Below are 13,678 nucleotides of genomic sequence, written 5' to 3' on the forward strand. Positions count from 1 at the left end.
CGGGAGAATGCAAGCCATGATAGTGGCTTCTACTCTTGCATTAGTGTCGCTGGTTATGCCTCCAGTGAGTATAGTAAGTTCAGCCTCTGTTGCTCTCGTCACTTTAAGGCGGGGAGCTATTGAAGGCTTCATTGTTTTGGCAAGTTCAACTGCGGTAGCAGGGGTGCTAGGTTTTTTCTTATTAGGCAATTACCAGTTTGTGTTGCTTTATGGGATGGTGCTGTGGGTTCCTGTCTGGCTGATTTCAATCATATTAAGAGAAGGGCGGTATTTATCTCTGACGATTGAAATTGCGGTATTGATTGGTGTTCTGGGGGTCGTTGGTTTTTATCTCTATAATGCCGAGGCGGCAGAAATGTGGAAGCATATACTTTCACAAATGGTGCCTCCGAATGCTCCGGTTGAAGATGTTCAGCATACTCTGGATGTATTGTCCCATTACATGACTGGGGTGGTTGCGGCCGCATCAGTTTTTGGCCTGCTGTTTGGCCTGTTTTTGGGACGGTGGTGGCAGGCTTTGCTCTATAATCCCGGTGGATTTAAGCAAGAATTTTTGTCATTGAATACGCATCCAAGGTTGGCAATAGGCAGTATTGTAGTGGTGGTTATCGCATCATTAAGTTCCGGTGTGATTTCTGAGGTATCGTGGAATATCACTATTTTGCTGTTTGTGTTGTATACCTTTATCGGAACGGCAGTATTGCATACTGTGTTTGCCTCGATGAAAATGGGTCGATTCATAGTGCCGATGTTTTATGTGACATTGTTTTTGATACCCCATGCCATGCTGCCTGTTGCTTTAGTTGGCCTGAGCGATGCGTGGCTGAACTTACGAAATAAAATTTCGAATCAACAAACGCCTTGATGGCGTAAAAAAATAGCCGGATAAAATCCGAAAAATGAGGTATTAAAAGATGGAAGTCATTCTTCTTGAAAAGATAGCAAACTTGGGTAACCTGGGCGATAAAGTCGTCATTAAATCAGGTTATGGCAGAAACTATCTTGTTCCATACGGTAAAGCTGTTGCTGCAACAGCTACTAAAATTGCTGAATTTGAAGCGCGTCGCGCAGAACTTGAGAAAGCGGCAGCTGAAAAGCTGAGTGCGGCCCAAGCGCGTGCCAATGCATTGAGCAAGCTTCAAGTTGTTATTGCTCACAAGGCTGGCGATGAAGGCAAATTGTTCGGTTCAATAGGTACGCAAAATATTGCTGATGCGATTACCGAAGCAGGCGTTTTGGTTGAAAAGCATGAAATTCGTTTGCCTCAGGGCGTTATTCGTCAAATCGGCGAATATCAGATCGACGTTAATTGCCATACCGATGTTGTCGTAAAAATGCCTATTAAAATTGCTGCTGAAGCATAATAAAGGCTCAAGGGAAAGGGTTGTGGGGCGACTTACAACCCTTTGCTTTTTAACGATGCGAGTTATTTACTCCTGCTTTTTTTATCTGATTATTCCCTTTATACTCATTCGCCTGATTTGGCGAAGTATTAAGGTTCCCGCATATCGGTACAGATGGAACGAGCGTTTTGCTCTCTATCAAAAAAAATTCCCCCAGAATGTCATTTGGTTTCACGCAGTCTCGGTAGGAGAGGCGGAAGCTTTATTTCCGCTAGTCAAGAAGATACAACGACAGTACCCCGATGCAAGGTTATTAATTACGACGACAACAGTTACAGGATCTGCCAGAATTAAGGCAGTGATGCAGGAAAGCGTGGAGCATGTCTATCTGCCCTATGATATTCCCTGTGCGGTTAGTCGATTTATGCGGTGTTTTAAACCCAAAATAGCCGTGATCATGGAGACTGAAATTTGGCCCAATCTTTTTGCCTGTTGCAGCAAAAATAAAATTCCGTTATATGTTGTCAATGCCCGCTTATCGGAAAAATCGGCAAGCGGCTATCAAAAAATTCCGGCTCTTATTGTTCCTGCTTTAGCTCACGTCAAGTTAATTGCAGCGCAAACCCCGGATGATGCCAAGCGATTTATTGCTATTGGCGCTAAAATTGAAACAGTTAGAGCGTTAGGCAATATAAAGTTTGATATTGAAGTTTCAAGTGACATTATTAGGCAGGGCTTGCAGTTAAAAGCTGATTTTTTTTGCGGTCGGTTTGTTTGGTTGATTGCCAGCACCCATAAAAATGAAGAAGCCATATTTCTTGAAATCTATAAAAAAATAAAGCGGAAAATCCCTGAATTATTGCTGGTTATTGTACCAAGACATCCCGAACGTTTTGGCGAAGTAAAAAAACTGTGCGAACGGAATCAGCTTGCCGTGGTAATGCGTACATCCGGCGAAATTCGTCATCAGTATGCCGATGTTTATCTGGTTGATACTATGGGTGAGTTAAAGATGCTTTATGCGGCCTCCGATGCGGCGTTTGTCGGCGGCAGCATGGTGCCTGTTGGAGGGCATAATATTCTTGAGGCAGCGGCAGTTGGAACCCCGATTTTATTTGGTCCGTATATGGAGAATTTTAAGGAAATAGCTGAAGGAGTGCTGCGGCAGGGTGCGGCAATACAATGTCAGAATAAAAACGAAATAGTCAGTGCGATTTTAGCCCTGCATGCGGATTCTGCATACAGGAGCTTGTTAGCTGAAAAGGGTAAAGCGTTTGTTCTGCAGAACCAGGGTGCGATCACCAGAATTTTTGACCTGCTTAGTCAGGATATTCGATTTTAGTTTCTTCCTTGCTCATGTGCCATGTCGTGTCGGCATAAGGCTTATATATTGCACCCGGTTCGGTCAGTCACTCCGCATTCTGTCGCAGAAAACCATAGCCCATTGTAAATATAAACTCTTATTGGTAATGGAAGTCGATTTGATTAATAAGCCGTTGCAATGCTGTGTCAAGCCGGTATGAGGCCCGCTTTATTTCACAACCGACACGGTTTATTTGCCGGGTGTGCTTGAGGGGAATGGTTATGTTGTTGACTATTTCCAGGCAGGCAAGGAGTCTGCTTTTATCGGGCAGGACAATATTGCAGTCTGTATGCAGTCCGCCAATGATTGTAGGCTGCTGATTCTCAGATTGATGGATATAGGATAGGCCGGTAACACTAATATCGGTTACGTTAAAGTATTCGGCTTGATTTTTATACTGAATTTTGACGGGGATGTTAATGGGTATTTTTACTCGGCGAGCATCTCTTCGTTGCACCCACACCATGCTTTGGGGAAGAGGAGCCTTTAGGTTGAATGTGGCATCAATGTCATGCCCATTAAATTCACTTAATATAAAGCTAACGGCTATACCTTCAAAATTAGCAGAGACTACCACGGTACTTTGCATCAGCAAATCTTTATTAAAGCGATCGTTTTGGAATCCGCCCAAAAAAATATGATCGCCTTCGATACAGGTAATCGTCGTTAAAAGTGTGCTTGTTGCAAATTTTCCAGAAACTTTAATGGACAGCAAGGCATTTTTACTGAGCAGGTGGTTTAGTTTTTTTTTGATGTCGTCCTGATTGGCAATAGTGTAGTTGTCATACGCGTTTTCTATAATTGCGAGTTCAGGGGTGTATTGGTAATGTGGTTCGGCGTGATTTGTTTGATCTGTCAGCATTGTGTTCCCCGTCATGTATTTGATAAAGTGAATTGCTGTCATTATCCAAGCAATAGTTTAGCCATAAATAAATTCAATATTTATTTCAGTTGCTTATTGATCCTATGGTTCTGTCTCGGTGCGGTGAAAGGCTTGTTTTGTAACTTGAGCGGCAATATGCAGCCTATTGGATATGCTGAACGTGGATAAAAACGGCAAGGTGGCGTGAGATTTTGACGAATAAGAATATATAGCTTACTCGCTGGCTATTTCGACATCAAGTATGATTGGAGTTAAGCTGCATTGCTCGTCATGGCAGTGCATAGCGCAGGCAAAAAAAACCTCCCAATGCCTTGTGGGGACGGCGGGGAGGTAATAAGTTAAGCGGCGTATGATGAGTAGAGGCCGCTTGCAGGTCCAGCACTAGAGGGGGCTGATCATCTTGAGTTGGGCGGTTTTATGTCGTAACGTATCTTGAACAATTATAATAATAAACAAACATGTAGAAATTATCTGTGCGTTATTGCGCAGAATTAAATATTTTCGGTATCGTCGGTTGGCTCATGTCGTGTGAATCCCCGCATTTGCAGCCACCACCGGGTTTGCGCTAATGCGGTTATTCAATCTGTCGTAATGACGCGGATTCAAGAGGAGTTCTGTTAATATCTTCGAGGTTGGACTTTTGTTATTGTGCAGACAAAGCTTCTATTTCGAGAGTCCTCACTCTTTTTTATAAAATTTTACTATAACTGACTGCATTGAAGAGACGTTACACCATGAGTGAAATAAAAGATAAATCAGTTCAAGCCTTTATTGATGGATTGGCCAGCAAGGCGCCTACTCCTGGTGGCGGTAGTGCCGCAGCGGTAATGGGTGCGCAGGCGGCCGCTTTAATCAGCATGGTTTGTAACTTGACCATAGGCAAGCCTAAGTACGCTGAAGTCGAAGTTGAAATGCAGGCATTGCTGGAAAAGTCAGAAGCGTTGCGTGAAACGCTGACCGGCATGATCAAAGCCGACGTTGAGGTCTTCGAGCGTTTGATGGCGACGTATGGTTTGCCAAAAGATTCTGATGAAGAAAAGGCCGCGCGTAGCGAGGCTATTCAATCAGCATTAAAGGAAGCCACCGTCGTTCCTTTGAAGTGCGCACACGCTTGTGCGGAAACTATTGCATTGAGCAGGATTGCCGCAGATAAAGGTAATCTAGGTGTGATCAGCGATGCCGGTGTTGCGGTTATGGCAGGTTACGGCGCGCTAAAAAGCGCAGCGTTAAATGTTTACATTAATGCAGGCAGTCTTAAAGACAGGGTTTTTGCCGATGCAAAATTAGCGGAGCTGGAAACGATCTTGAATGGTGCGGATTTGGCTGCAGAAGAAGTATATCAGATCGTCAAAGCTAAACTGTAGACATGTATTGCAGTGCTCCAAACGCATGAAAACAGCTTTAAAAACAGGGTGGTAATCACTGCGCATTGGGTGTTTTATATGAGACACAGCGCGTATTTATGGCGATACCAGACAATACACCCTGGCTGATTCTGCCAGTTTAGATGCCGATTTGTCAGCGCTGTCTGTCGATAAGCCGCAACACCTCTGAATCATTATTACCTGATACCTTCATGTTTTACTGCTTGTTCGAGGTAATGATCTGCCGGATACGTTGTTCCACACCGTCTAATTCGTGACCGTAAATTTCGGTTCGATAGGCGTCGCCATCGGCATGAACTAAGGACGATAACAACGATTGCCCTTGCTCACTGATATTGATGCGGGTAAATGTGGAAAGTCCAGGTTGCAAGGGATTGTCCCTCAGCTCTTTGGGATCCAGTCCAATCCGCACCTGCACACGTTCGGCGATATGAATAAAGTTGCCGGTGGCATTATCGGTAGGCAACAGCGCAAAGGTGCTGCCGGTGCCGGGAGTGATGCCTTGCACGTGGCCGTGATAGACCAGCTCATCGCCGTAAGCATCGACCCGGATGTCAGCCGATTGTCCCGGGCGGATTCCGGCGATCTGGGTTTCCAGAAAATTGGCGTCTATCCACAGGTCGTCCAGCGGCACAATCGCCAGCAGAGGTGCACCAGCTTTAACGTTATCACCGATTTGCGCCTTGCGTTTGGCGATATAACCCGATACTGGCGCAATAACGTTGCGGCGTTGATAATTTAGAAAAGCAGTGCGAACCCGGCTCTTGGCTTTTTCGACAGCGGGGTGATTTTCGATTGCGATACTGGCAACTTGCGCTTCAATACCTGTTTTTTCGGCTCGGATTTCACCAATGACAGCTTCGAGCTCACGGATTCTATCCTGGGTATTCTGTACCTGTTGATCCGATACCGCGCCGTCGTGCGCTGCCGCTTTAAAGCGGCCAAGATCGTGACGAACCTGAGTCAGCGCCGCTTCTTTGGCGATAATGCGCTGTTTAAAGGTATCGACTTTCGCCGCCAAACTGACAATATTGCGCACCGTTTCACCCAATTCGGCTTCGGCTTGTTGCAAGGCAATTTCCGCGTGGGTGCCATCCAGCTTGATCAACACGTCACCTTTTTGCACATGCCGGGTGTTTTCCGTCAGAATTTCGACGACAGTGCCTTCAGTCTGGGCCTTCAAGGTAATCAGATGTCCCATCACAAAGGCATCGTCGGTGCTAACCCAGCCACGGTTAAGCGTCCACCAGTAGCCGGAATATCCCAGGCACACCAATACTATCGACAACGTCACCCCTATTAGCCGGCGATTGCGTTGATGAATGATTTCCTTGGGACGAATGTTATTTTGCATAGTGGTTTTATTGAGGTTTAGCGCTGATTTCGTTAAAGCCGCCGCCCAGTGCCTTGATGACCTGCACGGCAGTTTTAAAATGCTCGCCTTTCAGCGTTGCCAGTCGAAAGCGTTGTTGGTGTGCTTCCACGCACGCCAGCATTAATTCGTTGCGGTCGTTGAGACCGGTGCGATTGAGACTATCCGCGAGGCGTTCAACTTCGGCAGCGTCGGCAACAGTTTGCTGTTGTTCGGCGATGCGCGTGTCAATCTCGCGCCATCGGCTAAGGGCATCGGCCACTTCCTGAACTGCATGCACAAGACTGCCGTTATAACGTTCCACGGCGGCGTCATAACCGGCTTCCTGATAGGTCAGATTGGCACGCAAGCGGCCGCCGTTGAAGATCGGAAATTCAATCGACGGGCCGACTGCATAGGCAAGACTGGAACCCTGCAGCAATAGATCGGTCAGGCTGACGCTGTGCAAACCGGTGAAGGCAATCAGGTTGACGTCTGGATAGAATGCGGTTTCAGCGACCTTGATTTCCTGGGAGGCGGCTTGTGCATGCAGTCGCGCCGCGGTGACGTCAGGCCTGTGTGCCAACAGGCGTAGCGGCAAATTAGCGGGTAAAGCCAGATGTTTGGGGAAAACACCGCGTTCGATCGCGATACTGCGGCCCCAGTCTGGGCCTTTTCCTGCGAGCGCGGCCAACAGATTCTTTTGCAATTCGACCTCTGCACGCACGCCGGCTTCGGTTTGTCGTGCCGCATTGAGCGCCATTTTTGCTTGCAGCAATGGCGCAGTAGTCACCAGGCCGGTTGCCAGACGTACTTGCTGCAGCGTTAACAAAGCTTTTCGGTCGGCCACAATTTTTTCCGCAATTGTCAGTTTTTCGCTGGCTGCTACCAGATCGAAATAACGGCCGGCAACTGCCGAGGCCAGCAACAATTCGGCATCGGCCAGCTCGGTTGCAACCGCAAGCGACCTGCCGACGGCAGCTTCCAGTGCCGCTTGGTCACGTCCCCAGAAATCCAGGTGATAACGTAATACCAACGGATTGATCAGTAACTGCCGGAAATTTTCCCCGGCAAGCTTGGCCTGGGTGCTGTTGGCTGAGAAACGCTGGGCGCTGAAACTGACATTGGCATCGACGGTGGGATAAAGCTCTGCTGCCTGAGCATCGACCATGGCTTGGGATTGCCGCAAACGTGCCGCCGCTGCCTTGAAATTGGGATTGTCAGCCAATGCCGCAGCTATTAGCCGGTTCAACGCCGGGGTTTCGAAGACCTCCCACCATGCGGGTTGCGGCCATGGCGCATTGGCAGTCAACGATGGGCGGGCTGAGGCCAGCGATTGCGACATTTCCGGTACGGACATCATCTTTGCACGTTTGCTTTCATCGCCAAACCAGGCGCAACCGGGCAACGAGACCAGCAAGGCAGCCAAGCTGATCCAAAAAACTAAAAATCGGTATCTGAGACCAGTTTGCATCAAGGTTCCTCCACCAGTATTTCTTGAGCTTCACGACGCTGGGCCTGGCTTAATGTGCGCTTGGCAGGCTGCTTGGTCGGGTTCGCAAACCAAACCAGTATCGCCAAGCCTACAAAGATGCAACCTGCTATCCAGAAAGCATCATTCATGCTGTGGATCATCGAGTTCCGGCCAGCCAATTTGGCGAGCTTGGCGATAGCTGCCGATTCGCTAAAGCCGGCCCCCATCAAGGTATCCATGGTTTGCTCAAAGCTTGAATCGAAAGCGGTGTGGGTCTCGGCGAACCGGGTCATATGCAATGGCGCCCGTCGGTAAAGCACAATGCCTTGCAGTGCGATACCGATGGCGCCGGCGGCAATACGCATAAGGCTTGCCAATTCCACCGCTCGCCACTGACGCTCCGGGGGCAGTCCATGCAACAGCAAGGCGGTCAGAGGCACGAAGAAACTGCCCAGGCAGACGCCTTCCAGTAACTTGGGCCAGAACAGTTGTGCGAAAGCATCCTGACCGTCGAACCGGCTCAGCCAGAAATAGGTTGCCGCAAAACCCAGTAAATTAATCGAGGCGAGCAAGCGGGCGTCGAAGCGTTTGACGATTTCATGAAACACGCCGGCCATCGGTTTGGCGAAAATCGCCATCGGCAGAAACACCAAGCCTGCCAATAATGATGAATAACCGAGGGACAGTTGCAGTTGCACTATCAGCATCGATAACAGCCCCTGAAATAACAAAAAACCCACGAATAAAATGACCGCGCCAATCGTAAAATTCCGCTGTGCGAACAAACTTATATCCAGAAAAGGGCGGCGCTGGCTCAATTCCCAGATCACCCAATAAATCAGCGTGACGACGATGAAAATAATCAGGCTGTTGATGTGCAAGGAATTATTCCAGTCCAGGTCGTTACCTTGGTTTAGCAAGGTTTGAAAGCCGAACAGAATCAGGGTAATCAGCACAAAGCCAACGCTATCGAAACGATGCCGGAGTCGTTTACTGCCACGTTGATAAAGCAAGGCGCCGACGATACCGCCGATGGCCAGCGCTATCGGAATATTGAACCAAAATAGCCAGCGCCAGCCCAGCGTGTCGGCTATCCAGCCACCCAAAGGCGGCCCGAAGGTAAACGGTGTTAAGGTAAACACACTCCAAACGCCGATGCCGATGGATTTTCGTTTATCCGGGTATTCATGGATAAGCAGCGATTGTCCCAACGGCAGCGTCAAGCCGCCGGCAAACCCCAGCAAAATGCGTCCGGCCAGATAGCCATAAAACGAGGTCGCAGTGGCGCAGATAACAGATGCCAGTGCAAACACAAAAAAGGCCGCAACAAAGGGACGATATTCACCCATCCGCCGCGACAACCAGCCGCCCACCGGAAAAGCGAGGGCCAGTCCGATCATGTAATCGGTCTGCGTCCAGGTCGCAAAGCTGGGCGGAATACCCAGGCCTGCGGCGACTCGCGGCAGCATCGCGATATACGCCCCGGCATTGAATATCACCAGCGCATGGCTCAGGCCCAAGCAGATGTTGAATAAGGCAAAACGCCATCCTTGAAGCTGTTTATCGTAGATGATAGCCATGGTTCCTCTTCAATCAGGACGCTGTTTGCTTTGGTCTGTCGGCAAGTTATTGCAGTCGCCAGCCAATATCATTCAACCCTTGCTTGACAAGGTGCAAACTCATTTCCGATACCAACTGTTTAAATGGTTCGCTGTCCCGATTAAAAGCGGCTTGTCCGGCCCTTTCGACAGTAAAAGTCTCGGCGCGAGTTCGGGCAATGACTTGCCGGGTGTGAGGATCAATCAACTTCATAAGCACTTGTACCGAAGTCTGCCCTTCAAAAACTCTGTAGTTTCCGAACCCCAGCTCTAATACCGCATCGATTCCGGCATAGTGTTGATAATCAACAGCCGTCACATTCTGTCCATACCATTCCGAAATAGCGTCATGCCAATGCGTTAACTGGGCGTTACGATCTGCATCTGCCATGGGTAGACGGTAATAATAGCGATTCAATATAACTTTAATGTTGTTCTCGGTCAATTGAGTTGCCGTCTGCTGCGCCAAAACAAGCGTTGGCGTCCAGGTCAGTTCAGACCCTGCAGCGATCGCCAAGGTCGGTGACGTTTGTTCGTCCTGGATGGTTAAATCCTGGTCATCGTCCTCGCTGACCAAACCGGCAATGATGACGCCTCCTGACGTTCGGTAGAGTCTTTTCGGCAATGAAAAATCCACCGACATGTTTCGGTAATGCCTGTACACCGGTATACGCTCTTCCAATGGATCGGGTATGATTTCAAGAGGTGGTGATTCGACCGGAACGACCAGTATGGTGCTGAGCTTGGTGATTTCAGAAACGGGCGGTTTGATTGCCGGTGCCCAACAGCCGTTGACTAGCAAGGCCAGTGCAACAGCAACGTTTTTATTTATTATCGGCTGATAGACAGCATTTTCTGCATTAACAGTTGGTTCGGATGATGTTTGCATGAGTGATCTCCCGCAGGATTATGGGCATCGCTTCTACACGGATCTGCGATTCCTATTGCAAACAACTATAAAAACAAAGTTAATATAAGACAAACGATTTTTATTGGACTTTAATATCGATATATCCGATACTAAGATTTATGGACATTGATCAGATCAGAACATTTTTGAGTGTCGCCGCCAACGGCAGCTTTCTGGAGGCCGCCAGTAGGCTGTATGTAACGCAGTCGACAGTGAGCACACGCATACAGCGCCTGGAAGCGTATTTGGGTGTTTCGCTATTTGTGCGTAATCGTTCCGGTGCCACGTTAACGCTGCCGGGGCGGCGGTTTTTACGTCACGCCAAATCACTGTTATTAACGCTGGAACAGGCGCGACATGACATTGGCCTGCCCAGCCGCTACCGCGCGAGTATTACCATTGGAGCGCGGATTGCCTTGTGGGAAGCCTTGCTGCCGGAATGGATTGGCAGCATACGCGTACAGGTACCGGATGTTTCAATACGCAGCGATATCGGTTTTGAAGAGGATTTAATGCGCAGTCTTATCGAAGGCTCGATGGACATAGGGATGATGTACACGCCGCAACATAGTCCCGGACTGCAGATTGAACATTTGTTCGATGAAACCTTGTTGCTGATGACCACCGATCCCGGTAAGCCATGGCCCAATGATGATTACATCTATGTCGACTGGGGACCGGGGTTTTACGCTGAACACAGTAACAGTTATCCTGACCTGGAACGCCCGGCCCAAGTGGTCAATATCGGCTGGCTGGCGGTGCAGTTAATTCTCAGTAATGGCGGTTCTGGCTTTTTGCCGATACGTATCGCCGAGCCGCTGATTAAAAGCCAAAAACTGTTTCACGTGCCCGATAGTCCGCAATTCAAATTACCGGCTTATATGGTCTCGCCGCGTGATAGCGATTCCCTCATATTACAACAGGTACTCGATCACTTAAGGTCGTTAGCCGAGATTGAACGACAAAAAACCTATTGATGAAACCCTGCTCAATAGGTCCACTATAATCCTGTTCAAGTATTTAAGGTGTCCATAAGGTCAATCATAAATTCCATCTCCTCATCTTCAACACCGATCCATGCCTCAAATCCCAGACCGTCCAGAACACCTTTCCCTTTTGCATCATTGCTCATGTCTATCAGCAGGCGTTGAAATTCATCCCTTTTTTCGGCCAGTTTCGGCCCGATCATCAGTGAATGATGGATAACACTGATCTGACTGCGAACCAAAATTTTCAGTTGGCTCTTAATCATATTCGATAAATCATCATAAGCTTCAGCCAGGAAAATGCCTACATCGGCATCTCCGCGCAGCAAATGTTTTGCAACCAGAACATAAGTATCATAAACATTTGTTGCGACATTGCCGGCATGCAAATCGCCAGGTTCCAGCATGATCATGCCCATCAAGTGAACATCAGGGTCTTCAGTCACAGCGACCCTGATGCCGGGTGACAAATAAGCCACGTCTTCTACTGGATTTTTGGCGTTGACGGCAATAATAGCTTCATCAACTCTGCCGGCGGGTTTTACCAGCGGTAAAAAGCCTTTTTCTCGCACCAACATCGCGGCATCAAAGGGATTGGCATAAATCAGATCGATACCGTCATTTTTGATAGCCTCTCTCTGGCTTTGAAAATCATCATACATTTGTAAATGGATGGCTTCCCCTGTCTGCTTTTGCAGCCAGGTATTAAAGATATACCAACCGGAAATATGATCGGGGGAAAAATCTGGACTGATGGTAAATACATGCGACATGATTAGATTCCGTGTGATTAAAACAAGGTCGGATAAAGCTTGATGCACTCTTCCACTTTGGTTCGGGAGGGTTTTCGACGCACGGAGGTATAACCCGTTACTTGGCCATTCCGGACATTGGGGATGACGGTTGCTTTAACCCAGTAATAACCGCCATCCTTACGCAGATTTTTTACAAAACCCTGCCATTTACTGCCTTTTTGTACGGTGTCCCATAGATCCTTGAAAGCCGCAGGCGGCATATCCGGGTGCCTTAATATTGAATGCGGCGTATTGATAAGCTCATCTTCGGTATACCCCGACATCTCAATAAAGGCCTGATTCACATGCGTGATCACGCCGCTCGGATCAGTGGTTGATACGATAAGCTTACCGTCAGGATAAGGCGTTTCGATTTGAGTATATAAAATTTTACGCGTTATATTGCCAAATAAATTCAGGATAATCTCTTGGTAATCGCCAACTATATCTTCAGGTTTCATATCGTAAATCATGGCACTTATCTCCTGTGCTTCGCTAAAGAAATCAACCGGAAATTGCAAACCGGGCTGACAAAATAGGACTGGGGTTAGTTATAGGCTTTAGCCCGATTGGTAAACAGGGTGCGGCTCATGCCGGAAATTCTCAGGAATTTCTCCAGCTCTTCGGCGATGCCGGACTCCTGATAAGATTGCTGCATGACCATCAAAGCCAACCCTGTCACGGCGTTATCAAGTTTTCCTGGTAAAATACCGGACAGCGCTATAGGAAATCCGCAATACTGGCTGCGGCACGTTTTACGTCCAGGAAAATCAAGCCCAATTTGGCATTGGGTTTTGCCAAAACGGTCAACACCGATTCCGCACCGGCGTAGGTCATCAACACATAACCTTTTTCACCTTTGATCAGCACCTGCTCTAAACGGCCTCGGGCCAGTTCTTGTGCGGTACGGTCACCCAATGACAACATCGCTGCACTCATCGCACCAACCCGGTCTTCATCCATACCGGCAGGTAATACAGAAGCGATGGTTAAGCCATCGGTGGAAATAACCGCCGAGGCTTCAATGTCCCCCGAAGTTCCATTAAGTTCTGTTAAAACCGACGTCAACATATCTGCGCGCATTACTTTTCCTTATTTTTTGATAATTAAAATCATAGATTGTCACCGGCATAACGTATGGTTAACGCCCACACCAAAGACACCAATTCCGGCTGGTTGAAATGGGGAGTGCCTGACATGGCCACGACAAAGCGGTTGTTACCTATAAATAACGGCCAAAAACCCACCTGACTGTTGCCGAACGAATCAACGACCGCCCAGGCATGACTGCCCAATCCCATGTTGTTCAGCAACAATCCCGAACGGCGCTCATGCACGGTTGCAATTTCTGCACTTAACGCCGACAACTCCTCGGCAACTTCATGAGGAAATCCATGGCTGGCCAGATAGAAACCTTGGTTATCGGCTAACAACACTTTGCCATGTTCTGAAATTTTACTTAACAGCTGATGTTACGCAGCCAGTAATTTTTGCAACTCTTCATAAGCTATCTGGTTCGCTTTGATAAATAGCTTAGTTCTTAGCGCAAAATGATTGGCCTTGTATTTTATCTTCAGACATTCCAGCTTGA

At 48.0% G+C, this 13,678-nt stretch carries 15 protein-coding genes and 1 pseudogene; 5 read left to right on the forward strand and 11 right to left on the reverse strand.

What is annotated here, in order from left to right; translation table 11 throughout:
• Positions 1–16: 16 nt before the first annotated feature.
• From RW114_RS14740 to waaA, 3 genes are read left to right on the forward strand one after another with little or no spacing between them, the layout of a single operon-like run.
• A complete protein-coding gene (locus tag RW114_RS14740; protein ID WP_340123534.1) occupies positions 17–865 on the forward strand; it encodes a hypothetical protein in 849 nt (282 codons plus the stop codon).
• Between the two features lie 49 nt (positions 866–914).
• Positions 915–1,364, forward strand: coding sequence for a 50S ribosomal protein L9 (gene rplI, locus RW114_RS14745; protein ID WP_340123520.1), 450 nt, complete (start codon positions 915–917; stop codon positions 1,362–1,364).
• A 55-nt stretch (positions 1,365–1,419) separates the two neighbouring features.
• A complete protein-coding gene (gene waaA, locus RW114_RS14750; RefSeq protein ID WP_340123521.1) occupies positions 1,420–2,685 on the forward strand; it encodes a lipid IV(A) 3-deoxy-D-manno-octulosonic acid transferase in 1,266 nt (421 codons plus the stop codon).
• A gap of 118 nt (positions 2,686–2,803) precedes the next feature.
• Here waaA and RW114_RS14755 read toward each other — a convergent pair whose 3' ends face one another.
• Positions 2,804–3,568: a flagellar regulator YcgR PilZN domain-containing protein gene (locus RW114_RS14755; RefSeq protein WP_340123522.1), complete on the reverse strand. Its 765-nt coding sequence runs from the start codon at positions 3,566–3,568 to the stop codon at positions 2,804–2,806.
• A gap of 755 nt (positions 3,569–4,323) precedes the next feature.
• Between RW114_RS14755 and fchA the strand changes: the two genes are divergently transcribed.
• Positions 4,324–4,953: a methenyltetrahydrofolate cyclohydrolase gene (fchA, locus tag RW114_RS14760; RefSeq protein WP_340123523.1), complete on the forward strand. Its 630-nt coding sequence runs from the start codon at positions 4,324–4,326 to the stop codon at positions 4,951–4,953.
• 217 nt (positions 4,954–5,170) lie between these two features.
• Here the strand turns inward: fchA and RW114_RS14765 are convergent, their stop codons facing one another.
• From RW114_RS14765 to RW114_RS14780, 4 genes are read right to left on the reverse strand one after another with little or no spacing between them, the layout of a single operon-like run.
• Complete coding sequence (locus tag RW114_RS14765; RefSeq protein WP_340123524.1) at positions 5,171–6,328, reverse strand: HlyD family efflux transporter periplasmic adaptor subunit; 1,158 nt, start codon at positions 6,326–6,328, stop codon at positions 5,171–5,173.
• 7 nt (positions 6,329–6,335) lie between these two features.
• The gene (locus RW114_RS14770; RefSeq protein WP_340123525.1) at positions 6,336–7,799 is read right to left on the reverse strand and encodes an efflux transporter outer membrane subunit; all 1,464 of its coding nucleotides are present in this window, start codon (positions 7,797–7,799) and stop codon (positions 6,336–6,338) included.
• A complete protein-coding gene (locus tag RW114_RS14775; protein WP_340123526.1) occupies positions 7,799–9,379 on the reverse strand; it encodes a DHA2 family efflux MFS transporter permease subunit in 1,581 nt (526 codons plus the stop codon). The genes RW114_RS14770 and RW114_RS14775 overlap by 1 nt, the downstream gene beginning before the upstream one ends.
• 46 nt (positions 9,380–9,425) lie before the next feature.
• Entirely contained in the window at positions 9,426–10,286 is an 861-nt protein-coding gene (locus RW114_RS14780; protein ID WP_340123527.1) for a hypothetical protein, read from the reverse strand.
• Between the two features lie 140 nt (positions 10,287–10,426).
• Between RW114_RS14780 and RW114_RS14785 the strand changes: the two genes are divergently transcribed.
• Entirely contained in the window at positions 10,427–11,284 is an 858-nt protein-coding gene (locus tag RW114_RS14785) for a LysR family transcriptional regulator (RefSeq protein WP_340123528.1), read from the forward strand.
• 35 nt (positions 11,285–11,319) lie between these two features.
• On the opposite strand, the gene RW114_RS14790 is transcribed toward RW114_RS14785, so the two are convergent.
• The 6 genes and pseudogenes from RW114_RS14790 to RW114_RS14815 all read right to left on the reverse strand — a co-directional run.
• Complete coding sequence (locus tag RW114_RS14790) at positions 11,320–12,066, reverse strand: phosphate/phosphite/phosphonate ABC transporter substrate-binding protein (protein WP_340123529.1); 747 nt, start codon at positions 12,064–12,066, stop codon at positions 11,320–11,322.
• Between the two features lie 17 nt (positions 12,067–12,083).
• Positions 12,084–12,560 (reverse strand): PAS domain-containing protein, encoded by a 477-nt coding sequence (locus tag RW114_RS14795; protein WP_340123530.1) that lies wholly within the window; start codon positions 12,558–12,560, stop codon positions 12,084–12,086.
• A gap of 74 nt (positions 12,561–12,634) precedes the next feature.
• A complete protein-coding gene (locus tag RW114_RS14800; protein ID WP_340123531.1) occupies positions 12,635–12,769 on the reverse strand; it encodes a hypothetical protein in 135 nt (44 codons plus the stop codon).
• A 38-nt stretch (positions 12,770–12,807) separates the two neighbouring features.
• The gene (locus RW114_RS14805) at positions 12,808–13,170 is read right to left on the reverse strand and encodes a roadblock/LC7 domain-containing protein (protein ID WP_340123532.1); all 363 of its coding nucleotides are present in this window, start codon (positions 13,168–13,170) and stop codon (positions 12,808–12,810) included.
• 29 nt (positions 13,171–13,199) lie between these two features.
• Positions 13,200–13,520 (reverse strand): hypothetical protein, encoded by a 321-nt coding sequence (locus RW114_RS14810; RefSeq protein WP_340123533.1) that lies wholly within the window; start codon positions 13,518–13,520, stop codon positions 13,200–13,202.
• Positions 13,521–13,559: 39 nt separating this feature from the next.
• A pseudogene (locus RW114_RS14815) lies at positions 13,560–13,678 on the reverse strand (IS701 family transposase); the annotation flags it as partial.

The sequence above is a fragment of the Methylobacter svalbardensis genome (assembly GCF_037671525.1).
Taxonomy (GTDB): Bacteria; Pseudomonadota; Gammaproteobacteria; order Methylococcales; family Methylomonadaceae; genus Methylobacter_A; species Methylobacter_A svalbardensis.

Coding starts and splice junctions, on each gene's coding strand:
- RW114_RS14740 (WP_340123534.1), top strand. CDS start 17: ATGATAGTGGCTTCTACTCTTGCATTAGTGTCGCTGGTTATGCCTCCA.
- rplI (WP_340123520.1), top strand. CDS start 915: ATGGAAGTCATTCTTCTTGAAAAGATAGCAAACTTGGGTAACCTGGGC.
- waaA (WP_340123521.1), top strand. CDS start 1,420: ATGCGAGTTATTTACTCCTGCTTTTTTTATCTGATTATTCCCTTTATA.
- RW114_RS14755 (WP_340123522.1), bottom strand. CDS start 3,568: ATGCTGACAGATCAAACAAATCACGCCGAACCACATTACCAATACACC.
- fchA (WP_340123523.1), top strand. CDS start 4,324: ATGAGTGAAATAAAAGATAAATCAGTTCAAGCCTTTATTGATGGATTG.
- RW114_RS14765 (WP_340123524.1), bottom strand. CDS start 6,328: ATGCAAAATAACATTCGTCCCAAGGAAATCATTCATCAACGCAATCGC.
- RW114_RS14770 (WP_340123525.1), bottom strand. CDS start 7,799: ATGCAAACTGGTCTCAGATACCGATTTTTAGTTTTTTGGATCAGCTTG.
- RW114_RS14775 (WP_340123526.1), bottom strand. CDS start 9,379: ATGGCTATCATCTACGATAAACAGCTTCAAGGATGGCGTTTTGCCTTA.
- RW114_RS14780 (WP_340123527.1), bottom strand. CDS start 10,286: ATGCAAACATCATCCGAACCAACTGTTAATGCAGAAAATGCTGTCTAT.
- RW114_RS14785 (WP_340123528.1), top strand. CDS start 10,427: ATGGACATTGATCAGATCAGAACATTTTTGAGTGTCGCCGCCAACGGC.
- RW114_RS14790 (WP_340123529.1), bottom strand. CDS start 12,066: ATGTCGCATGTATTTACCATCAGTCCAGATTTTTCCCCCGATCATATT.
- RW114_RS14795 (WP_340123530.1), bottom strand. CDS start 12,560: ATGATTTACGATATGAAACCTGAAGATATAGTTGGCGATTACCAAGAG.
- RW114_RS14805 (WP_340123532.1), bottom strand. CDS start 13,170: ATGCGCGCAGATATGTTGACGTCGGTTTTAACAGAACTTAATGGAACT.